Annotated in this window: 15 protein-coding genes and 18 pseudogenes; 19 read left to right on the top strand and 14 right to left on the bottom strand. The window is 34.4% G+C overall.

Annotated features, from left to right (window positions below; genetic code table 11):
* Window positions 1–23 precede the first annotated feature (23 nt).
* The 4 genes and pseudogenes from pal to AYJ55_RS30880 form a co-directional block, all read left to right on the top strand.
* Window positions 24–521: a peptidoglycan-associated lipoprotein Pal gene (gene pal / locus AYJ55_RS14280; protein WP_063657418.1), complete on the top strand. Its 498-nt coding sequence runs from the start codon at window positions 24–26 to the stop codon at window positions 519–521.
* 9 nt (window positions 522–530) lie between these two features.
* Window positions 531–1,286 carry a tol-pal system protein YbgF gene (ybgF, locus tag AYJ55_RS14275; RefSeq protein ID WP_063657025.1) on the top strand — a complete coding sequence of 252 codons (756 nt, stop codon included), beginning with the start codon at window positions 531–533 and terminating at the stop codon, window positions 1,284–1,286.
* 486 nt (window positions 1,287–1,772) lie between these two features.
* Window positions 1,773–2,800: pseudogene (nadA, locus tag AYJ55_RS14270) on the top strand (quinolinate synthase NadA).
* Window positions 2,801–2,886: 86 nt separating this feature from the next.
* A pseudogene (locus tag AYJ55_RS30880) lies at window positions 2,887–3,027 on the top strand (IS256 family transposase); the annotation flags it as partial.
* Window positions 3,028–3,048: 21 nt separating this feature from the next.
* Here AYJ55_RS30880 and AYJ55_RS14260 read toward each other — a convergent pair.
* Both AYJ55_RS14260 and AYJ55_RS33295 read right to left on the bottom strand, forming a co-directional pair.
* Window positions 3,049–3,537: an IS630 family transposase gene (locus tag AYJ55_RS14260; RefSeq protein WP_063653499.1), complete on the bottom strand. Its 489-nt coding sequence runs from the start codon at window positions 3,535–3,537 to the stop codon at window positions 3,049–3,051.
* A pseudogene (locus tag AYJ55_RS33295) lies at window positions 3,506–3,871 on the bottom strand (IS630 transposase-related protein). Before AYJ55_RS33295 ends, AYJ55_RS14260 begins: the two are co-directional and overlap by 32 nt.
* Before the next feature lie 54 nt (window positions 3,872–3,925).
* Here AYJ55_RS33295 and AYJ55_RS33290 point away from each other — a divergent pair.
* The 5 genes and pseudogenes from AYJ55_RS33290 to AYJ55_RS14240 form a co-directional block, all read left to right on the top strand.
* On the top strand, window positions 3,926–4,285 hold the full coding sequence (locus AYJ55_RS33290; protein ID WP_281181166.1) for a transposase: 360 nt from the start codon (window positions 3,926–3,928) through the stop codon (window positions 4,283–4,285).
* Window positions 4,227–4,855 (top strand): annotated as a pseudogene (locus AYJ55_RS33280) (IS256 family transposase). The gene AYJ55_RS33290 and the pseudogene AYJ55_RS33280 overlap by 59 nt, the downstream one beginning before the upstream one ends.
* A 138-nt stretch (window positions 4,856–4,993) precedes the next feature.
* Window positions 4,994–5,161: pseudogene (locus AYJ55_RS29195) on the top strand (IS256 family transposase); the annotation flags it as partial.
* A 42-nt stretch (window positions 5,162–5,203) separates the two neighbouring features.
* The gene (pnuC, locus tag AYJ55_RS14245; RefSeq protein ID WP_063657023.1) at window positions 5,204–5,923 is read left to right on the top strand and encodes a nicotinamide riboside transporter PnuC; all 720 of its coding nucleotides are present in this window, start codon (window positions 5,204–5,206) and stop codon (window positions 5,921–5,923) included.
* A gap of 195 nt (window positions 5,924–6,118) precedes the next feature.
* Window positions 6,119–6,310: pseudogene (locus AYJ55_RS14240) on the top strand (3-deoxy-7-phosphoheptulonate synthase); the annotation flags it as partial.
* Window positions 6,311–6,465: 155 nt separating this feature from the next.
* Here AYJ55_RS14240 and AYJ55_RS14235 read toward each other — a convergent pair.
* Window positions 6,466–6,990 (bottom strand): annotated as a pseudogene (locus tag AYJ55_RS14235) (IS982 family transposase); the annotation flags it as partial.
* Between the two features lie 37 nt (window positions 6,991–7,027).
* Between AYJ55_RS14235 and AYJ55_RS31990 the strand changes: the two are divergent.
* Window positions 7,028–7,393, top strand: coding sequence for an IS630 transposase-related protein (locus tag AYJ55_RS31990; protein WP_063657020.1), 366 nt, complete (start codon window positions 7,028–7,030; stop codon window positions 7,391–7,393).
* Between the two features lie 24 nt (window positions 7,394–7,417).
* Window positions 7,418–7,849, top strand: coding sequence for a transposase (locus tag AYJ55_RS31985; protein WP_063653789.1), 432 nt, complete (start codon window positions 7,418–7,420; stop codon window positions 7,847–7,849).
* Here the strand turns inward: AYJ55_RS31985 and AYJ55_RS29185 are convergent.
* A pseudogene (locus tag AYJ55_RS29185) lies at window positions 7,840–7,965 on the bottom strand (IS982 family transposase); the annotation flags it as partial. The gene AYJ55_RS31985 and the pseudogene AYJ55_RS29185 overlap by 10 nt on opposite strands.
* 116 nt (window positions 7,966–8,081) lie before the next feature.
* Here AYJ55_RS29185 and aroG point away from each other — a divergent pair.
* Together aroG and AYJ55_RS14215 are read left to right on the top strand one after the other, a co-directional pair.
* Window positions 8,082–8,345, top strand: a pseudogene (aroG, locus tag AYJ55_RS14220) (3-deoxy-7-phosphoheptulonate synthase AroG); the annotation flags it as partial.
* Window positions 8,346–8,536: 191 nt separating this feature from the next.
* A pseudogene (locus AYJ55_RS14215) lies at window positions 8,537–9,021 on the top strand (3-deoxy-7-phosphoheptulonate synthase); the annotation flags it as partial.
* A gap of 56 nt (window positions 9,022–9,077) precedes the next feature.
* Here AYJ55_RS14215 and gpmA read toward each other — a convergent pair.
* On the bottom strand, window positions 9,078–9,830 hold the full coding sequence (gpmA, locus tag AYJ55_RS14210; RefSeq protein ID WP_063657017.1) for a 2,3-diphosphoglycerate-dependent phosphoglycerate mutase: 753 nt from the start codon (window positions 9,828–9,830) through the stop codon (window positions 9,078–9,080).
* A 131-nt stretch (window positions 9,831–9,961) separates the two neighbouring features.
* Window positions 9,962–10,820, bottom strand: a pseudogene (locus AYJ55_RS14205) (IS701 family transposase); the annotation flags it as partial.
* A 1,611-nt stretch (window positions 10,821–12,431) separates the two neighbouring features.
* Between AYJ55_RS14205 and AYJ55_RS14200 the strand changes: the two are divergent.
* The 3 genes and pseudogenes from AYJ55_RS14200 to AYJ55_RS36105 form a co-directional block, all read left to right on the top strand.
* On the top strand, window positions 12,432–12,911 hold the full coding sequence (locus AYJ55_RS14200) for a hypothetical protein (protein WP_063657016.1): 480 nt from the start codon (window positions 12,432–12,434) through the stop codon (window positions 12,909–12,911).
* 227 nt (window positions 12,912–13,138) lie between these two features.
* The gene (locus AYJ55_RS14195) at window positions 13,139–13,381 is read left to right on the top strand and encodes a hypothetical protein (RefSeq protein ID WP_063657015.1); all 243 of its coding nucleotides are present in this window, start codon (window positions 13,139–13,141) and stop codon (window positions 13,379–13,381) included.
* Window positions 13,382–13,509: 128 nt separating this feature from the next.
* Window positions 13,510–13,719, top strand: a pseudogene (locus AYJ55_RS36105) (inverse autotransporter beta domain-containing protein); the annotation flags it as partial.
* A 255-nt stretch (window positions 13,720–13,974) separates the two neighbouring features.
* On the opposite strand, the pseudogene AYJ55_RS14190 reads toward AYJ55_RS36105, so the two are convergent.
* Window positions 13,975–14,305: pseudogene (locus tag AYJ55_RS14190) on the bottom strand (helix-turn-helix domain-containing protein); the annotation flags it as partial.
* 334 nt (window positions 14,306–14,639) lie between these two features.
* Between AYJ55_RS14190 and AYJ55_RS14185 the strand changes: the two are divergent.
* Window positions 14,640–15,029 carry a DUF4041 domain-containing protein gene (locus tag AYJ55_RS14185; protein ID WP_187153277.1) on the top strand — a complete coding sequence of 130 codons (390 nt, stop codon included), beginning with the start codon at window positions 14,640–14,642 and terminating at the stop codon, window positions 15,027–15,029.
* A gap of 127 nt (window positions 15,030–15,156) precedes the next feature.
* On the opposite strand, the pseudogene AYJ55_RS14180 reads toward AYJ55_RS14185, so the two are convergent.
* A pseudogene (locus AYJ55_RS14180) lies at window positions 15,157–15,915 on the bottom strand (TOBE domain-containing protein).
* Window positions 15,916–16,225: 310 nt separating this feature from the next.
* Here AYJ55_RS14180 and AYJ55_RS26290 point away from each other — a divergent pair.
* Window positions 16,226–16,372: an AcrZ family multidrug efflux pump-associated protein gene (locus tag AYJ55_RS26290; protein ID WP_074168071.1), complete on the top strand. Its 147-nt coding sequence runs from the start codon at window positions 16,226–16,228 to the stop codon at window positions 16,370–16,372.
* Here AYJ55_RS26290 and AYJ55_RS30875 read toward each other — a convergent pair.
* The 4 genes and pseudogenes from AYJ55_RS30875 to AYJ55_RS29180 form a co-directional block, all read right to left on the bottom strand.
* Window positions 16,323–16,493, bottom strand: coding sequence for a hypothetical protein (locus tag AYJ55_RS30875; protein WP_187153300.1), 171 nt, complete (start codon window positions 16,491–16,493; stop codon window positions 16,323–16,325). The genes AYJ55_RS26290 and AYJ55_RS30875 overlap by 50 nt on opposite strands.
* Before the next feature lie 874 nt (window positions 16,494–17,367).
* Entirely contained in the window at window positions 17,368–17,511 is a 144-nt protein-coding gene (locus AYJ55_RS30870; protein ID WP_187153230.1) for a hypothetical protein, read from the bottom strand.
* An 85-nt stretch (window positions 17,512–17,596) separates the two neighbouring features.
* A pseudogene (locus tag AYJ55_RS14175) lies at window positions 17,597–17,779 on the bottom strand (transposase); the annotation flags it as partial.
* A gap of 66 nt (window positions 17,780–17,845) precedes the next feature.
* Window positions 17,846–18,075: pseudogene (locus tag AYJ55_RS29180) on the bottom strand (transposase); the annotation flags it as partial.
* Between the two features lie 85 nt (window positions 18,076–18,160).
* On the opposite strand from AYJ55_RS29180, the gene AYJ55_RS14170 reads away from it, so the two are divergent.
* On the top strand, window positions 18,161–19,060 hold the full coding sequence (locus AYJ55_RS14170) for a transposase family protein (RefSeq protein WP_063657012.1): 900 nt from the start codon (window positions 18,161–18,163) through the stop codon (window positions 19,058–19,060).
* A 52-nt stretch (window positions 19,061–19,112) separates the two neighbouring features.
* Here the strand turns inward: AYJ55_RS14170 and AYJ55_RS14165 are convergent.
* Both AYJ55_RS14165 and AYJ55_RS14160 read right to left on the bottom strand, forming a co-directional pair.
* Window positions 19,113–19,637, bottom strand: a pseudogene (locus AYJ55_RS14165) (transposase); the annotation flags it as partial.
* Window positions 19,621–20,350: pseudogene (locus AYJ55_RS14160) on the bottom strand (transposase); the annotation flags it as partial. The pseudogenes AYJ55_RS14160 and AYJ55_RS14165, both read right to left, overlap by 17 nt.
* Window positions 20,351–20,370 lie beyond the last annotated feature (20 nt).

Below are 20,370 nucleotides of genomic sequence, written 5' to 3'. Positions count from 1 at the left end.
TAATAATTAAAGGATCGAACATGATGCAATTGAATAAAGTGCTTAAAGGGCTAATGTTAGCGTTACCTATGCTAGCCGTTGTAGCATGTAGCTCAAAAAAGGGCAATGACAAGACAGGTACTGAAAACAATGTAGCAGATAGCAATGCTAGCTTGACAGCTGAGCAACTTGCTAGTCAGCAAATGCAGGAATTGCAAAGTAACAACATTGTCTACTTTGGTTTTGATAAGTATGATGTTACCCCAGAATATGCACAGCTGTTAGATCAACATGCAACTTTCCTACGCGGTAACCCTTCAGTTAAGATTACTGTGGAAGGGCATACTGATGAAAGGGGTACACCAGAGTATAATATTGCACTTGGTGAGCGCCGTGCTAATGCTGTGAAAATATATTTGCAGAGTAAAGGCGTAAACGGTGAGCAAATTGCTATCGTATCTTATGGTAAGGAAAAACCGGCTATACAAGGTAATGACGAATCGGCATATGCCAAAAACCGTCGTGCGATACTTGTGTATTAAGAGTATTATATGAACAGTAACTTCAGACATCTTTGTTTGAGTCTGTCGTTATTGGTTGGTGTAGCGGCTCCAGTAGTCGCTACTGCCCAAGCGCCAATCATTAATGTCGGCTCAGGCTCTACAAGTGATCGTCTAATGCAAATTGAGACAGCGGTCAATTCTCAAGGGCAGTTATTATATCAAATTCAGCAGCAGTTATCGGATGCTCAGCGAGATATTGATACATTGCGTGGTCAAATTCAGGAAAACCAATATCAATTAAGTCAAGTTATTGAGCGACAAAAAGATCTCTATACGCAGTTGGATTCATTGACGACTGGTGCAAATAAAGTCAAGGCAAGTACCGACAGTAGTAATAATGCTGTTGTCACGGCTAAACCAGCGAATGAAAAAGCTGAGTATGATGCAGCCGTTGCACTTGCAATAAAGAGCAAATCTAAACAGCAGATTGCGCAGGCAATTAATTCTTTTCAGCATTTTATCAAAACTTACCCTAAATCTAATTATCAGCCTAATGCGAATTATTGGCTTGGACAATTGAATTATAATCAGGGAAACAAAGATGATGCAGCTTTTTATTTTGCTACCGTTGTTAAAAATTACCCTAATTCGGCCAAAGGGGCAGAATCCCTTTATAAAGTAGGGTTATTGATGCAAGAAAAAGGGCAAAATGATGAAGCACGTGTTGTTTATCAACAGGTGATTAAAGCATATCCTAGTAGCCCTAGTGCGAAATTGGCAGAAAAGAAATTAGCGTCACTCTAATGAATAACCCCGAAGTATTTATTGCTATCTATTTCGGGGATAATTGTGTGATTAATAAGCATTTAAATTCTTTCGGTAAAAAAAAACCATTGCACCCTTAGCAAAAATAAGTAAGGTGCTCCGCCATCACCTCAGGTAACTTCAGATGGGTCGGTAGAGCAGTTGACTTTTAATCAATTGGTCACAGGTTCGAATCCTGTACGACCCACCATCGAAAGATATTCGGACTATTTCTGTCAAAAGCTAATTTCATGTTATTTGTCTTATTTTACTGTACATACAGAATTTAGATGAAAAATAGTATTCATTTTTATTACAACCAAATGGATAAATAGGTTATTGAGAACAATTTGATAGTAAAAATTAAGCGACAAAATTTTAAATATTGATTATCTTGTTTAGTATGCGAAATAAAATTGGCGAATAAATAGTTTTTTGGCTAAAAAATATCATTTAAAACATAAATACTAAACAAAAGAGTGCAAAATGCCTAATTTTATCGATTTCAATTTAGCTAGCTACCCATTTCCTGTTAAATCAGCGCCTTTGACAGATAATGAAAAAAACATTGTAAACGATCTATTAAGCTATTGTTGGAAAAAAGAAATGCGGTTATAGTCGCGCATTATTATACCGATCCTGACGTTCAAGCTCTGGCCGAAGAAACTGGTGGGTGTGTAGCAGATTCACTGGAAATGGCACGTTTTGGCTCACGACATTCCGCATCGACTTTAATTGTCGCTGGCGTTAGATTTATGGGTGAAACGGCTAAGATTTTAAATCCTGAAAAGACAACATTAATGACTACACTGAAAGCGGAGTGCTCATTAGACTTAGGTTGTCCTGCAAAGCCGTTTGCTGAATTTTGTGATCAACACCCAGAGCGAACCGTGGTTGTTTATGCCAATACTTCTGCGGCGGTTAAAGCTAGAGCTGACTGGGTTGTAACTTCCAGTATTGCAGTTGAATTAATTGACTATTTAGATAGTCAAGGACAAAAAATTATCTGGGCGCCGGATCGTCATTTAGGTAATTATGTACAAAGAAAAACCGGGGCAGATATTCTTTGCTGGCAAGCTGCTTGTATTGTACATGATGAATTCAAAATTCAAGCCTTGCAGAAAATGAAAATGTTGTATCCTAATGCAGCAATATTAGCGCATCCAGAATCCCCTGCGGCTGTTGTTGATTTAGCGGATGCAGTTGGCTCAACCGGTCAATTGATTCAAGCTGCGCAAAACTTGCCTAATCAGCAAATAATTGTGGCAACGGATAAAAGTATTTTTTATAAAATGCAGCAGGCATGTCCAGATAAATCATTTTATATTGCACCAACGGCAGCCTACCGGACTTGTGCACATTGTCCTTGGATGGCAATGTATAGCTTAAAAACTATAGAACAAGGACTAAAAAAAGAGGGTGAATTACATGAAATATCGATTAATGATGAATTAAGAGAGAGAGCATTTAAACCTTTGGAGCGGATGTTGTCGTTTGCTGCTAGCATTAAGTAGCTGAATTATAAGCGCGTTAATAGGGTAATAGGTAGTGTTCAAAAATCTGTGTCATATCTTAAACTCAAAAAAAAGAGGTATGACATATGAGAAATCAATCATTTAATTTTGATGAAGCGTTGAAGCAATTACAATCAGGTAAAAATTTACTCGGTACGGATGGAATACTCACACCACTCATAAAACAGCTGACCGAAGCTGCCCTGCAGGCAGAAATAGAACACTATAGCTAGGCGACTTAATTTTGATTACAGCATATGTATTAAAAACAGGTCATCGATAGTGCATCCTGTTTCCATCTTTTTACGTTTAGCTTGAGACCATTTATGTTCTATAGGATTTAAATCTGGTGAATACACAGGCAAATATTCTATCTGGTGTCCTGCGTTTATAATTGCCTGTTCAATATTCTTACCTTTGTGAAAGCTAGCGTTGTCCATAAAAATAACAGAATTTTCAGGAAGTTCTGGGAGCAATATTTTTGTGATCCAAACATAAAAAACATCACGATTAATATTGCAATCAAATAATCCGATAGCAAAAAGGGTTGTTCCCAATAAGGCGCCAATAACATTTGTTCTTCCCTTAGCACCCCAGTTTTTCAGGCCAAAACAACGGTGACCTTTTGGGGAATAGCCGTGAGTTCGTGGAGTGTCATGTGAAAAACCACTTTCATCAATAAAAACAACAGATTTATCTTTTTTTTCATACTGTTGTCTTTTTTGCTGATGTGCCAGCCTGTCGCTTTCGTTGGTTTTTGGATGGAATAGAGTTTTTTTTATAGGTTAATCCCAGCTTTTTAAGGGATTGCCAAATAGTCTTTTTACAAACACCGAATCGCTCTGCCCGTTCCTTTTGGTAAGCATCTGGATACTGTTCCACATCTTTTGATAAAGCATTTTTATCGAGCTTCCTCTTACGTGGCGTTGAATTTTTTGGCTCTGGTCATTTAAGCCAACGTACTAAAGACGCTTTTCCAATACGGAATTGTTTCGCAGTTTCTCGAATTGTTAAACCTTCGGCTTTCCTTACAGATATTACTTTACGTCGAAAATCAATTGTATAACTCATAACACACCTTGTAATCAAAATTAAGTCGCCTAGCTATACCTATCGACAACGTCAATCGATACGCGTAAAAATGGCTATACTCGAAAAACGGTTAAATCGACATCAGGTCAATTTGAACTGAAAACGCCCAGAGACAGGTCAGGTGCTTTTGAGCCTCAGCTCATTAAGAAAAATCAGACAAAATTATCAGAGGATATTGATAACAAAATCCTATCGTTATTTGCATTAGGCATGAGTTATCGTGATATTCAAAAACATGTTGCAGAATTATATGGACTGGAAATATCAGATGGAGCTATTACGCATATTACTGACAAATTACTCCCTGAATTAAAAGCCTTGGCAACAACGCCCTCTGGAGGCGCTCTATCCTTTTGTCTGGCTCGATGCCATTCATTACAAGATAAAACATGATGGTCACTATATCAATAAGGCAATCTACACAGTACTTGGACTAACCACCGATGGGCATAAGGAATTATTAGGACTCTATATGTCTGAAACAGAAGGAGCACATCATTGGCTGAGCGTTCTGACTTACATAACCGTGGTATACAAGATATTTTAATCGCTTGTGTTGACGGATTAAAAGGGTTTCCAGAAGCGATAGCCAGTATTTTCCCGCAGACAGAAGTTCAGCTATGCGTAGTTCATCAAATTCGCAATAGCTTACGTTAATTGCCAGTAAAGACCAAAAATCCTTTATGGCTGATTTTAAGCCGGTTTATCGTGCAGATACTAAAGCGGCTGCTGAGCTTGCCCTTGATGAACTGGAAACGAAATGGGGTGAAAAATACCCGATAGTGCGAATCCTGGCGAAGTAAATGGGAGTTGCTCAATGCTTATTTTCGATACCCTAAAGCCATTAGAAAACCCATTTATACGACCAATGCAGTAGAGGCGGTTCATCGGCAGTTTAGGACATTAACTAAAAGCATGTTGCTCAATAGTGAAATAAAGTTGCTTAAAATAAAAACAAGTTAGATACATCTAAAAAATACAAAAATAGTTTATTTTTTAATCTTGCATGGGTTGTTTTTAATGCAAAAATTGATGATTTTATCATCAGCGGCTGGTTTTTTTGTAAGTCATAATTAATTTTGCTATTGAGCAACAGGCTTTAAAACCAAAGGGGCTTTTCCTAATGAAAACAGCTTATTAAAATTACTCTATATTGGCATCAATCAGGTATCCAACAAATGGACTATGCCGATTAGTAACTGGGCGTTAACCATTGCTCAATTGTCCATCTATTTTAAAGGGCGCCTAGATGGTATAATCAAAATATAAAATCCCCTGACACAGAATTATGAACACCCTCGGGTAATAGGAATGGAGTTTTTCAATACTAGTAATACTATGGTACATATTGCTCTTGGCAGCAATGGTTATAATTTATCTTATATTGAAGCCGTGGCAACAATAGCTGGATTTTTATGTATTTGGCTTGCCAGCCAGGAAAAAATTATCAATTATCTTTTTGGTCTAATAAACGTTACATTATTTGGGGTTATCTTTTTTCAAATTCAATTGTATGCAAGCTTGTTGTTACAAATGTTCTTTTTCGCAGCGAATACCTATGGTTGGTACGCTTGGAGTCGAGTAGATGCTTATCATGAAGCAAGTCTTAAGATCCGCTGGATAAGTTTTTCAAAAGTAGTGGTAACTCTATTTATCGCCATTATTTTAACGCTGCTATTAAGTTTTAACATTGATAAAGTGTTTATTTTTCTTGCCCACGTTACTTGGGACATTGCTCATTTATTAGGTTTTTATCTTGAACCTGTACAAATAGAGCCCGATGCATTCCCTTTTTGGGATTCAACCATGATGGTATTATCAATTATTGCGATGATATTAATGACACGAAAGTATGCTGAAAGCTGGTTACTGTGGATCATTATCAATGTTATTAGTGTTGTTATTTTCTACTTACAAGGTGTTTTAGCAATGTCATTTGAGTATTTGATGCTACTTGGTATTTCAATCAATGGTTTTCGCCTTTGGAGTCGGTCAGCTAAAGAAAATGGTTCAATATTTTTAGCAGGTTAATAGTTATTTACATTGGCATAACAGTATGATTTTAAAAAAATTAAAAGTTTTTATATCATATTATATATTGCCATTAAATATTTATAATATAAGTATGAGTATATATTTACACTTTTATCACTAGAGGTTAAATTGAGTTCATCTTTTATTTTTAGAGAATATACTGGCTAAAGAGCTATACATTGAGTAAAAAAGATGACTTATAAGAATGATGACATTAGAATTAAACAGATAAAAGAGTTATTATCTCCAGTTGCCTTATTAGAAAAATTTCCGGTAACAGATAAAGCCGCTTTGACAGTTCAAACAGCTCGTGAATCAATACATCAAATTCTAACTGGTAAGGATGATAGACTTTTGGTCGTTATTGGCCCATGTTCAATTCATCACGAGTTTCGCACCAATAAAAAAACGCTCTATTTTTAAGTTTAATTCAACATAATATATAAATAGACAAAATCTTATAAATTAAAAGCAACTTATTGTAATTTAAATAAATTTATACGTTTTAGTAACTTGCAAATTAACCATTGCTTTTAAGCCATTTCTGGAATTTTATATGCCTGTGCGAAACTCGTGTACCCTTTATCCGCATACAAACAACCAGAAAGATCTTTTATCAGCTCAGGTAATGGTTTCCGATCATCTGTGTTTCCTGGTGTAAGTCGAAAACTGAGTATTTCCCCCAAATGATTGATAATTACATGAAGTTTGAAACCAAATAACCAACCTGTTGAGGTTTTTCCTTGTCCAGCTATCCCATCGAAGACTTTATGCCGGCGGATCCGTAAGTTATCACACACAGCTATCGGAGTAGAATCGGCAACCGACAGACCCGTGCACTTTCCCTTAATTGACTCAAACAGTGCCGTTAAAGCTAAGGTATTGCGCGGAAGTAACTCTACGCAGCGTGAATATGATGGCAAGTTAGGAAATTCCTTCCTGAGATATAAACGGACATGATAGAGATAAAATACCTTGAATTGGCTGAATCGGAGTTGATGAAACAAAACAACCAGTGTCATCATTTCAGCCAATGAAAGCTGAGTAGACCGTCTACGATGCTTATAGCTAGGCGACTTAATTTTGATTACAAGGTGTGTTATGAGTTATACAATTGATTTTCGACGTAAAGTAATATCTGTAAGGAAAGCCGAAGGTTTAACAATTCGAGAAACTGCGAAACAATTCCGTATTGGAAAAGCGTCTTTAGTACGTTGGCTTAAACGACCAGAGCCAAAAAATTCAACGCCACGTAAGAGGAAGCTCGATAAAAATGCTTTAGCAAAAGATGTGGAACAGTATCCAGATGCTTACCAAAAGGAACGGGCAGAGCGATTCGGTGTTTGTAAAAAGACTATTTGGCAATCCCTTAAAAAGCTGGGATTAACCTATAAAAAAAACTCTATTCCATCCAAAAACCAACGAAAGCGAAAGGCTGGCACATCAGCAAAAAAGACAACAGTATGAAAAAAAGATAAATCTGTTGTTTTTATTGATGAAAGTGGTTTTTCACATGACACTCCACGAACTCACGGCTATTCCCCAAAAGGTCACCGTTGTTTTGGCCTGAAAAACTGGGGTGCTAAGGGAAGAACAAATGTTATTGGCGCTTTATTGGGAACAACCCTTTTTGCTATCGGATTATTTGATTGCAATATTAATCGTGATGTTTTTTATGTTTGGATCACAAAAATATTGCTCCCAGAACTTCCTGAAAATTCTGTTATTTTTATGGACAACGCTAGCTTTCACAAAGGTAAGAATATTGAACAGGCAATTATAAACGCAGGACACCAGATAGAATATTTGCCTGTGTATTCACCAGATTTAAATCCTATAGAACATAAATGGTCTCAAGCTAAACGTAAAAAGATGGAAACAGGATGCACTATCGATGACCTGTTTTTAATACATATGCTGTAATCAAAATTAAGTCGCCTAGCTATACTACCGTTATTCAGCAAAATTTCATGCATTTTTGGCTCGAAGTCTTTACAAAAATCATCCATCAGGCAATAAAGTTCAGTAAGATTTTCCATCATTGTTTAACAATGCTCTACTCTTTAACCAGATTGTTAGAGTATTTTAACGAAATATGCGCATTCAACTATTTGAATAGCAAGACTTTCACTTTATTTCTTATCCCGAACTCAGGTTAATTAATGATCCTTTTATGGATAACAGTTTTGATATTAATGAAGGATTGCGTATTGCACGTAATTTATTGGTAACTATTAATGATTTAGCCTTACCAACTGCGGGTGAATTTCTTGATATGATCACTCCGCAATATGTTGCAGATCTTACTAGTTGGGGAGCAATTGGCGCACGTACTACTGAATCTCAGGTACATCGTGAATTAGCATCCGGTCTTTCTTGCCCGGTAGGTTTTAAAAATGGTACCGACGGAACAATAAAACACGAGTTTCGCACAGGCATATAAAATTCCAGAAATGGCTTAAAAGCAATGGTTAATTTGCAAGTTACTAAAACGTATAAATTTGTTTAAATTACAATAAGTTGCTTTTAATTTATAAGATTTTGTCTATTTATATATTATGCTGAATTAAACTTAAAAATAGAGCGTTTTTTTATTGGTGCGAAACTCGTGTAAAAGTGGCTATTGATGCAATTAATGCTGCTAAAACTGCTCACTGTTTTTTATCGGTTACCAAATGGGGGCATTCAGCAATTGTAAATACTACTGGTAATGACGATTACCATATTATTTTGCGCGGCGGTAAAAAGCCTAATTATAGTAAATCAGATATACAAACCGTCAAAGAGAGTTTGCAAAAATCAGGCTTATCAGCCCAAATTATGATTGATTTTAGTCATGCAAATTGTTGTAAGCAATATAAAAAGCAGCTTGAAGTGGCTGAAAATGTTGCTAATCAAATACATCAAGGTGAAAAAGCAATCATTGGGGGAATGGTTGAAAGTCATCTTTTAGAGGGAAATTAAGATATAACTACCAATAAATCGCTAACGTATGGTAAAGTGTGACAGACGCTTGTATTGGTTGGCAAGATAGTGAAAAATTATTATATCGTTTAGCGGACGCGGTTCGGATCCGTCGTGAAAAGCGCAACTAATTAACGTGCTTAATAAGGCCACAAAAGTGGCCTTATACTTATAAAGTTTAATTTGATTATTTTGCTTTGCCTTGATTAGCAACCGCGGCTGCTTTAGCGGCTATTTCAGCTTGATCACCAAGATAGTAATGCTTAATAGGTTGCATATTTTCATCAAATTCATAGACCAATGGAACGGCGGTTGGAATATTAAGTTCAAGGATCTCGTCTTCACTCATCTTGTCTAGATGTTTGACTAATGCTCGTAATGAATTACCGTGAGCAGCAATAATGACTTTTTCACCTTTAGAAACTCTTGGTTTAATCACCTCTTCCCAATAGGGGACAACACGTTCAATTGTGGTAGCGAGACTTTCAGTGACAGGGAGCTCTGAAGGTTTCAAATTTGCATAACGAGGATCATTACCGGGGTAACGAGGGTCATCTTTGGTTAATTTTGGTGGTGTAATTTCAAAACCACGACGCCATAGTTTAACTTGATCGTCACCATATTTTGCTGCAGTTTCTGCTTTATCTAAACCTTGCAGAGCACCATAATGACGTTCATTGAGCCGCCAATTTTTTTCGACGGCTAGCCACTGTTGATCTATTTGGTCTAAAATATTCCACAAGGTGTGAATAGCGCGTTTTAAAACGGATGTATAAGCATAATCAAAAACAAAATCTTCTTTTTTTAATAGCTGGCCTGCATCTATTGCTTCTTCGCGGCCCTTATCCGAAAGTTCAACATCAGTCCAACCAGTGAATCGGTTTTCTTTATTCCATTCGCTTTCGCCGTGTCTTACTAGAACCAGCTTAGTTACTACCATAGTTTAAACTCCTATTAGTACATTCATTAAAATCGATCTGAATTATTATATTATCCGTGCAACTGAATACCAATACAATTGATGGTAGTTTTTAAATTGCCGGGTAAGATCTACACGAGTTTCGCACAAACCTAATTTGGGTATACTAATAACACCCTGATCTGCTCAGCAATAGCATTTTTGATTACATGCCAATTTTGTTGATAAAGAGTTATTTTTTCAGATATACGGCGTTTATGTTGTTCAAACCACGCAGAAATTGCGAGAAAAATATGATATCTTTGCGCTCGGCTCGTGCGAGCCTGACAGCGTTCAATACCACAATTTTGGTTAACTTCTCGATGATAAACTTCAACAGACCAACGGGCATCCATGATAGATTTGACGTATTGACGGGTGGGATTGTCTTTGTTTGTTACTAAGTAATCAATACGGCCGTTTTTGGCTATAAATTTGAAAACTGTCACCCAACCGTAGCCTCGTAAGTGTATTAAGGTTCCTTCTTCTGAGATGTCTAACTTGTTCAATTGTATATTACGGTTAACAATCCGATTTTTTTTCAGCGTAGTTACCCAAACCCAATCATGAGATCGAATTGATTTCAGATTATCCAGGCTAGAATACCAAGCATCCATCACTACCGCTTCAGGCTTGATCCCTCTTTTTTTAGCAAGTGCTAGCATTTCGGAAAAATGCGTATTTTTTGTTTTTCCATCGGAATCTTTATCATAAATACGATAATCAATAGGAATTGATTCAACAGTTATTAGATTATGCCAAAGTAAGTTAACTAAACCTATGCCAGCAATAACATCATGTTCATTACCTGAATATTGATAATGAACCATCTCTATTTTTTACTACGTGTTTTGGCAATTCGTGTATTGTCAGCTATTAGTACGCAAGGGCTTTTTTGTCTATAGATATTTCAACTAATCTCCACAGGTCTTTAGGTCGAAAACACCTGCTTTTTAGCCATCGACTAATAGTCACGAGTTTCGCACAGGCATATAAAATTCCAGAAATGGCTTAAAAGCAATGGTTAATTTGCAAGTTACTAAAACGTATAAATTTATTTAAATTACAATAAGTTGCTTTTAATTTATAAGATTTTGTCTATTTATATATTATGCTGAATTAAACTTAAAAATAGAGCGTTTTTTATTGGTGCGAAACTCGTGATCTATACTTATTTAACCTGTCTGCCATTAAATTAGCTGCTTAATACCGCAAAATAGCCTATTTTGCTATTATATAAATAAATATTATTTAAGTATTTTGATATTAAACTAGTAGTTAGCTGGATAATTTTGTGGTTAAAGAATTAATGCTAATTAAATAGGGTGAATACATAGAATAGTCTTGATATTAAGGTTGGTTATTAAAGAAATTGTTTTTTATCTATGATGACAAAACATTAAGCTATAATGATTGTTATTTTTCGCTAAAATAAACTTTTTGTTAAAATAAGTAAAATTTATGTTAATTATTTGTATAATTAATTAATAAAAAAGATGAACGAAAATAAATTAAATATTTAATTTGGCGGTTTATATATAAATATAGATGTAAAAATTTATTAATAATAGATTTTAGGGATAATATATAACTATTTTTAAATTATGTAGGTATATTTATATTTGTAACAATAGATAAAAAAATGGAGCCATTTGGCTCCAATTTTCCTTTTATAAGAGAAACTTCTCCGTTAGTTTCAGGCACAAAATAGAATAAAAGTAGGTTAGTATAATAAAAAATACCAATCGGTATGTTATATTTCCATATATTAAGTATGTTTCCAAATCAATTAAATCAAATATTCGTTTAACAATTATTAATGTAAAGTGTAAACCATCATATTCAATATCTGGTCGTTATTGAGAATATTCAAAGTCAATTTGTTATTAAGTTGTTTTCATTTATAATAATTTATTTTGCAATATCATTTAATTTTCTATACTAAATTTTAAAGCAAATAATATGTAATTTTATAATCTCTGTATAGTTAAACTATAATTAAATATGTATCTAAATGTTTTTATTTTTTATATCTTATTGATTTTTATTAATTTAACTCATTGGGGGAAACGATCATAAGTTGACGATTGATAGCATAAGTCTATTAATATTTGATTTATGATCGATTAAAACGATTTGCTGTTTTAATATTTATATATATCATTTCACTCACTACAAGCTTAACTTATAGAATTTATTCTTTTTTTGTTTTAGTTCATACTTTAATCTAATCATCTATATGATGAGGATACCTGTTGTTGGAAAAATTTTAAATAATTTGCATTTGAATATAATTTAACCACTGTCATATTATTTATAAATATAGTTTATCTATGGCTAATAGTTATTCGATATTTTACTTTATTAAAAGTGAGCATTTGTACTTAACTTTATTATTAATAAAATTTTAAGGATTCACTTTTATATGTCGAAGCGATTATCTTTTTTTATTAAAAAACTAGTACTACTTTTTTCTATCATTTTTATGATGTTGTGTAGTACTGAATTATTAGTTTGGATCACTCGAAATGGCTCCTTAATGGAGCTTGTTAATTAGCTACGTAATTGAATAAAGGCTTTGTTATGAATGTTAATTTCCAAAAGTGCGCTTTAGTATTTGGTGCTATGTTTTTATTAAATGCTTGTTCTGTACCTGTGTCAAAAAAGATGAATAAAAAAGTCAATGATAAAACAGCGAGTCAAACTAATAATAGTACCGCTATTGTCAATAACCAGAGTAGTATTCCTGCGAGAAATTATATAGAAAAAAAAGGAATGTTATTTGATGGTATTACTATTGCCTCGTCAAATAATGAATGTGTTGATCGCTTTAATTTTTTAAAAGAAGCGAATGGTGGTAAATATCAACAATATTCTAAAGATTATAATAAAATCAGCAGAGATTATACGTTTTTAAATGTTAATAAAAATATTATGGATAAAGATTCAAAAGAATTATTATTTATGACTTTGAGCACTAAATTAGATACTTTATGTTCGAAAGTTCAATTCTCTGGTTTTCAAAGCGTAAAAGAAAGAGTTAAAGCATTATCAAGGATTTAAATATTATTCATATCTTACCACCTTTAATTAATTGAAGGTGGTTTCTTTGTGTACATGTGAGAGTAAATTAATTATGACACCATTTTCATCCAGGGGAAGGAAAATAATCGCGTGGTGCCTGCTTTTAATACAACTATTTTCTCCCTTCTTTTTTTCTTCAATATCAATCGCTAGTGCAGTTGAAAATCCAGGGATGGCAGATACTATCTCTTGGTATTTAATCCTTAATGAATGAGAATGATGCAAACGAGAGTAATAATATCGTTACTAAAGATAATACTGCATCGTCATCTCAGGGGGAAACTTCTCTATTTCCTTCTGAACGTTTAAGTTCAGGGCATTATCCGTTAGAAATGCCACCAAGTCTTGAAACTAAAGGCAATAGTGCCAATACGATTAATACTATTTTACCTAATTTAGGTGGAACGGAAACACCACCCCACCTGAAGACAACACAGATCAAACTTTAGCTTCAATTGCCAGCCAGGTTGGTAATATTTTAGCAAATAGAAATGCAGTTGATGCTTCAATCGGTTATGCAAAAAATATTGGCGAAGGTTTGGTTAACCAACGACTTAATGATTAGTTAAATCAGTACGGTACTGCCCGTATTTCTATCGGTACTGATAGAAAATTTTCGGGTGATTTTTTATTACCTGCTATTGATAGCATAAATAGTCTGCTTTTTACCCAATTGGGATTAAGAACCAATAAAGACAAAAATACTTTAAATTTAGGTTTAGGTTATCGCCAATATTGGGGCGATTGGATGTATGGCATTAATCACGAGTTTCGTACAGGCATATAAAATTCCAGAAATGGCTTAAAAGCAATGGTTAATTTGCAAGTTACTAAAACGTATAAATTTGTTTAAATTACGATAAGTTGCTTTTAATTTATAAGATTTTGTCTATTTATATATTATGCTGAATTAAACTTAAAAATAGAGCGTTTTTTTCTTGGTGCGAAACTCGTGCTTTGGAGAGAAAAAGATTTAAATCAAATTTAATCTGACAAATACTGTATAAATAACCGGTAACTGTCAGATCAAGTATAAGCTACTGTAAATAGAACGAACACCACTTCCCGAAATAAAAATTCTTTTTTTTCTTAGTTCATTACTACTGCGGTGTTGACCGTGTGCAGGGTATTCAATCGCATACTCAACTACAGCGCTTTTAATCTGTTCATCTACTCTATTTTTTACGTTAGGTACCCGTCGATTTTGATTAATTAAGGCATCGATCCCACCATCGTTAACAAGTTCTTGATAGTGATAGAAAGTATCTCGGGATACACCCATAATCTTACAGGCTTTTGATACGTTATGAAGCTCTTCAGCAAGGCTAAGTAACCCGACTTTATGTTTGGATAGGATTATTTGTTTGATACATAGAATTACCTTTTATTTAATTATCTAATGATGTTAATTAAAACCGGTAACGCTCTTTTTTAAATCAGAATTGTCAGATTAAGTTAAGACTAATACAAATTAATAGTTATAGGACGTAGTTAACTTGCCAGGGATGGCAACCTATATTTTAAAGCTATGGTGATTAATATGAGAGGTAGATCGCTTTATTAATCGTTAGATAAAAAAGTTGTTTACTTCTTTTATCAGTTAATTTACCATTCGTAATTTCTTGTAGATTAAAGAAAATAATATTTTTAGGATTCAATGACATGACGTACAGTAAAAAAAATCTGTTTAGTGTATTATTCGCTATTATGATGTTGACAGGATGTGCGGGTCTCGCTAAAAAAAATAGCAATATTGATAGTCAGACAGCTGCAGTTGAATCTCCAGTCGACAAATCTGGAATATTATTTAATGGTATTATTATTTCCTCAACAAATAATCAATGTATTGATTACTTAAATCTACTTGAAAAAACAGAACCGGTTAAATATCAAAAATATATTAAAGATTACGTCATGATTATGGATGATATTAAATATTGGAATATTAATAAAAATATTATGGATAGTGATTCAAAAAATCTGTTAGCGATGGCACTTAATACCAAACTTGATTTACTATGCGCAAAGGTAAAATATAATAATTTTGTTAGCACTAAAAAGAAAATACAGAAGTTAGTTGATTCCTATCAAAAGTAGTTAATCTTCTGTTATATATATGACACCCATGTTAATTTTTTTATACTTTATCATATGAAAAGTTTAATTAAGCTTTTTATATCTTAAAATAAATTTTATCAAATTAATCTGATGCTATGATAGGTAATTATTGTAGTGTTGCGATGATAATCTGGCTAGCGGCAAAAATCGCTGTCACTTTACTGCCAATTTTCATCTTCTGCTCTGCTATTTCTTGATTTGACATGATTGAGCAAAGTAAATAATCCATCCTCTAGTTTCACCTTCAGCTCACTATCTTTATCATCTTTTTCAATATGCTACCGTGCCAATTATTATATTATCGGCTGCTCTGGGGTTGTTGTTTGTTGTGGCAGCAATTTTATTGCCGGCGCTTTGATCAAAATTAAAACTTCTTTGCCAGCAGTTAAGTGTAATCGTTTGCTACTTTGTTTGGTTAATGATGCATTGATAATGGTGTTACTATTAGTTAACTGAATTTTGATGAATTGAGTGGTTATCATATTCAATTAATGTACCAAAAAATTGATTACGCGCGCTGGTTTGCAGTGAAAAACGTGAAATTGCCGCCAGTAAGCTATCGAGCGGTAAATTTTCATCATTTAACACGTGATAGGCTTTTTGCTGGATCTGTTTTAATAGTCCATAGAGTTGCAATAACTGTTCGCCATAGGGTGTAAAAGTAGTACCACCGCCACCTTTACCGCCAGTTGCACTGGCAAGTAGCGCTTTATCGGCTATTTGGTTCATTGCATTCCTAACTCATGCCCGCCAATTGTGTTGCTTGCTTGATCGAACCAGAAGATTTTATATATTGGAGTAAGTTGATCCGCCGTGCACCAGCAAATAGCCGATAATGAAGTTTTAAAGTTAAGAAAATATCCATAAAAACAGCCTTATTAGTCTAAACACGGTTAATTAATTTATTGTGTTATTGCTCTTTATTATATCAAATAGTGAGAATAGAATGAAGGCTTGTTGATTGTTTCTAAGAAATATCTGCTGATAGAGAATTAATATTGTTAAAATATAGTAATATCTGTCACTAACCGTATTATTGGTGTAAAAAAATGAAAATATCTAGTGCTGGTCTTCAAAATAGAAAATAAATAGAATAATCTAACTTATAAGGTTACTATTTAGTTATGTTCATATTTTACGTAATTGAATAGATCATTATTTTGCTGAGGCTCTCAATGCTAGAAATTTTAAAAAGTATGCTTTTCGCACTGTGTATGGTGCCTATTGTGATGGGCGGCATTATGTTATTAATTTATGGCATTGGTGAGCTTTTTAACATATTGTCGAAGGCACAGTTCCCTCACTCAAAGAAACAACATTAATTCGTTTATCTTCTCTTGATTGTTCGCCAAAATTTTCAGGCATTTTATTATTTATTTTTAATCTGAGTGACATATTTAACTTAGACATAATAAATGCCTCAATTATCACACCGTTCTTCATTCTTAGCCGTTTATTATTTGAACTGCAACAGCTGAATACTCAACGAATTTCGCACCAATAAAAAAATGCTCTATTTTTAAGTTTAATTCAGCATAATATATAAATAGACAAAATCTTATAAATTAAAAGCAACTTATTGTAATTTAAATAAATTTATACGTTTTAGTAACTTGCAAATTAACTATTGCTTTTAAGCCATTTCTGGAATTTTATATGCCTGTGAGAAACTCGTGTACTATATTTAATGTCTTACTGATATCAAAATGTTTAATAAAATAATCCTTTTAAGTTTAAAAGTATAAATAAACTATAAAATTGTAAATTGACCAACTGATTGATAAAGCGATTTTTATTGCTAACTGTGAAAAAATAGCTTGGTTGTCATTAGATATGACGATAAGTTTATTTGTTTTATTTAGCTTAAGGATAATTACTATGCCGCCATCAACTTTTTGCATTCCTACTATCAAAAAATTGGCAGGGGGTGTATAGTCGATGTGGTAAATTTAATGAAGGATTATGGTTATCAGCAAGTGCTCATTGTGACTGATCCACGAGTTTCGCACAAACCTAATTTAGGTATACTAATAACCCCCCTGATCTGCTCAGCAATAGCATTTTTGATTACATGCCAATTTTGTTGATAAAGAGTTATTTTTTCAGATATACGGCGTTTATGTTGTTCATGTATAAGAAATTAATACCCGAAATGGTTACTCATTAACCTGCGCCATGATGAAATCCTTTTTATTTTCTTCTAAATTTTGCCAAAATTATGTTGAAGGTTGAGATAAGGAACGGAATAGATGGTTAAAAAACGATTAATTATTAATCAATTTTGAACAAAAGGATAGATCTACCCTGTCGTAAGTTTTTATCGCCACCGCAAACAAGCCAGATCATGGTGACGTGCCATAAGTTCTTTACGATTCAATCCAAAATTCATTCCTGCGAAAAGTAATTTTTTCCCACATAAGAGACAAGCAAGTGGATCGACTTTAAAGACGTGTTGATACATGTTTCGCCAGGTAACTTTTTTAGCGGGTTTTTTATCTTGCTGGGCTAAAGGATAATGTAGTGGTCAACTAAAATTGGCCACTACAAGGTGTTAATGGCAGACCAGGCGATGTTTTCCCTTGACGTTCTAAACGAAGGGCTCTTACCCACCGGCTAATCGCTGAAAGACTGACGTTCATGCCTTTCGCGGCTTCCTGGTAGGTGTAATTTTGGTCAAGGACTAATTTGGCGGTTTCACATTTAAATTCAGCAGTAATTATTTTACTCATTTCGGCACCTATAAAAATTATGAGGTAAGCATATCACCTCAACTTAGGTGGCCAAATTTAATATGCCACTACACATAGCTGAACTTCTGTTTGCGGGAAAATACTGGCTATCGCTTCTGGAAACCCTTTTAATCCGTCAACACAAGCGATTAAAATATCTTGTATACCACGGTTATGTAAGTCAGAACGCTCAGCCAATGATGTGCTCCTTCTGTTTCAGACATATAGAGTCCTAACCATTCCTTATGCCCATCGGTGGTTAGTCCAAGTACTGTGTAGATTGCCTTATTGATATAAAAATAGTTGCTGAATAGAGACTTGCATTTTTTGTCACGCTATAGACAATAAAAAGAGGTTTAACTTAGAAAATAACGGTTTGAAATGATCAACAAAGAGCGGTTGTTACGAGATAATCGTTTATGTAAAGCAATCATTGGATTATCAGTCGAAGAATTGAAAAATTTAGCCGCTGAATTTTCAGCTTGTTATTTGATTTATCGGAAAAAGAATCGAAAAGATCACGAGCGGCAGATGGGTGCAGGGCAGAAAGGATTTATCCCAACCCCATTAGATAAACTGCTTTTTATTTTATTGTATTTAAAATGTTATCCGACCTATGATTTGCAAGGACTTCTTTTTGGTTTAGATAGAACACGGGTATGTCGCTGGGTAAAAATATTATTGCCGGTTTTAGAGATGACCTTGGGGCGAGAATGTGTTTTGCCCGCTCGTCAAATTCGCTCTGCTGAGGAATTTTTTCGCGCCTTTCCTGGAGTTAAAGACGTCTTTATTGATGGGACAGAGCGACCTGTCCAAAAGCCTAAGAATCTGCGTCGGCGAAAAAAAATGTATTCGGGAAAGAAAAGACAGACCACTCGAAAAGGGCTTATTATGACTGACGAAACGAGGAAAATTGGATTTATCCCCATGATCAAAAATGGGCGCCGTCACGATAAACGCTTACTCGATAAAGTCGATATAATTCGCCATATTCCCCCTGAGGTAACCATCTGGGCCGATACCGGTTTTCAAGGTATAGATAAACAGCATCCTAATACACAAATCCCAAAAAAAGGAACTCGAAAAAGACCTTTATCGCCTGAACAAAAACAAGAAAATCAAATAATCTCGGGCATCCGTATTACGGTTGAACACGCCATCGCGGGTATCAAGCGCCTCGGTTGTATGACCCAAATTTTACGGAATCGTAGACCCTTTATTGATGATACCTTTTTACTCCTTAGTGCCGGTCTTTGGAATTTCCATCTCAGAACAGCCTAAAATTTACTTCAATCACCGAAATACCCTTATTTCACTATTAAGCAACACGCTTATAGTGACCATCATGTTTTATCTTGTAATGAATGGCATCGAGCCAGACAAAAGGATAGAGCGCCTCCAGAGGGCGTTGTTGCCAGGCTTTTAATTCAGGGAGTAATTTATCAGTAATATGCGTAATAGCTCCATCTGATATTTCCAGTCTATATAATTCTGCAACATGTTTTTGAATATCACGATAATTCATGCCTAATGCAAATAACGATAGGATTTTGTTATCAATATCCTCTGATAATTTTGTCTGATTTTTTTTAATGAGCTGAGGCTCAAAAGCACCTGATCTGTCTCTGGGCGTTTTCAGTTCAAATTGACCTGATGTCGATTTAACCGTTTTTCGAGTATAGCCATTTTTACGCGTATCGATTGACCTTGTCGATAGGTAGTGTTCTATTTCTGCCTGCAGGGCAGCTTCGGTCAGCTGTTTTATGAGTGGTGTGAATATTCCATCTGTACCGAGTAAATTTTTACCTGATTGTAATTGCTTCAACGCTTCATCAAAATTAAATGATTGATTTCTCATATGTCATACCTCTTTTTTTGAGTTTAAGATATGACACAGATTTTTGAACACTACCTATAAATTTGAAAACTGTCACCCAACCATAACCTCGTAAGTGTATTAAGGTTCCTTCTTCTGAGATGTCTAACTTGTTCAATTGTATATTACGGTTAACAATCCGATTTTTTCTCAGTGTAGTTACCCAAACCCAACCATGAGATCGAATTGATTTCAGATTATCCAGGCTAGAATACCAGGCATCCATCGCTACCGCTTCAGGCTTGATCCCTCTTTTTTTAGCAAGTGCGAGCATTTCGGAAAAATGCGTATTTTTTGTTTTTCCATCGGAATCTTTATCATAAATACGATAATCAATAAGAATTGATTCAACAGTTGTTAGATTATGCCAAAGTAAATTAACTAAACTTATGCCAGCAATAACATCATGTTCGTTACCTGAATACTGATAATGAACCATCTCTATTTTTTTACTACGTGTTTTGGCAATTAGTGTATCGTCAGCTATTAGTACACAAGGGCTTTTTTTGTCTATAGATGTTTCAACTAATCTCCATAGGTCTTTAGGTCGAAAACACCTGCTTTTTAGCCATCGACTAATAGTGTCATGAGACAAAGGTGATGGGCTTATCTGATAACGCCAAACCAGAGTATCTCACATTGCTCACCTGTAAGAATGTTTTGTAGGTATCTTTAATGCATGGATAAACTGACAAAATATAAACATCCTAATTTT

Origin of the sequence: Candidatus Arsenophonus triatominarum, assembly GCF_001640365.1 — a bacterium.
Lineage (GTDB): Bacteria > Pseudomonadota > Gammaproteobacteria > Enterobacterales > Enterobacteriaceae > Arsenophonus > Arsenophonus triatominarum.
Note: the sequence above shows the minus strand (reverse complement) of the source record. Positions and strands in the feature narration are given on the sequence as shown.

What these genes read in the sequence shown, in the direction of transcription:
- ybgF (WP_063657025.1), top strand. Translation starts at nt 531, where the DNA reads ATGAACAGTAACTTCAGACATCTTTGTTTGAGTCTGTCGTTATTGGTT.
- AYJ55_RS26290 (WP_074168071.1), top strand. Translation starts at nt 16,226, where the DNA reads ATGCTAGAAATTTTAAAAAGTATGCTTTTCGCACTGTGTATGGTGCCT.
- AYJ55_RS14200 (WP_063657016.1), top strand. Translation starts at nt 12,432, where the DNA reads ATGAATGTTAATTTCCAAAAGTGCGCTTTAGTATTTGGTGCTATGTTT.
- AYJ55_RS31990 (WP_063657020.1), top strand. Translation starts at nt 7,028, where the DNA reads ATGAGTTATACAATTGATTTTCGACGTAAAGTAATATCTGTAAGGAAA.
- AYJ55_RS14195 (WP_063657015.1), top strand. Translation starts at nt 13,139, where the DNA reads ATGAATGAGAATGATGCAAACGAGAGTAATAATATCGTTACTAAAGAT.
- AYJ55_RS14170 (WP_063657012.1), top strand. Translation starts at nt 18,161, where the DNA reads ATGATCAACAAAGAGCGGTTGTTACGAGATAATCGTTTATGTAAAGCA.
- pnuC (WP_063657023.1), top strand. Translation starts at nt 5,204, where the DNA reads ATGGAGTTTTTCAATACTAGTAATACTATGGTACATATTGCTCTTGGC.
- AYJ55_RS30875 (WP_187153300.1), bottom strand. Translation starts at nt 16,493, where the DNA reads ATGAAGAACGGTGTGATAATTGAGGCATTTATTATGTCTAAGTTAAAT.
- AYJ55_RS14185 (WP_187153277.1), top strand. Translation starts at nt 14,640, where the DNA reads ATGATGTTGACAGGATGTGCGGGTCTCGCTAAAAAAAATAGCAATATT.
- gpmA (WP_063657017.1), bottom strand. Translation starts at nt 9,830, where the DNA reads ATGGTAGTAACTAAGCTGGTTCTAGTAAGACACGGCGAAAGCGAATGG.
- AYJ55_RS30870 (WP_187153230.1), bottom strand. Translation starts at nt 17,511, where the DNA reads ATGTATCAACACGTCTTTAAAGTCGATCCACTTGCTTGTCTCTTATGT.
- pal (WP_063657418.1), top strand. Translation starts at nt 24, where the DNA reads ATGCAATTGAATAAAGTGCTTAAAGGGCTAATGTTAGCGTTACCTATG.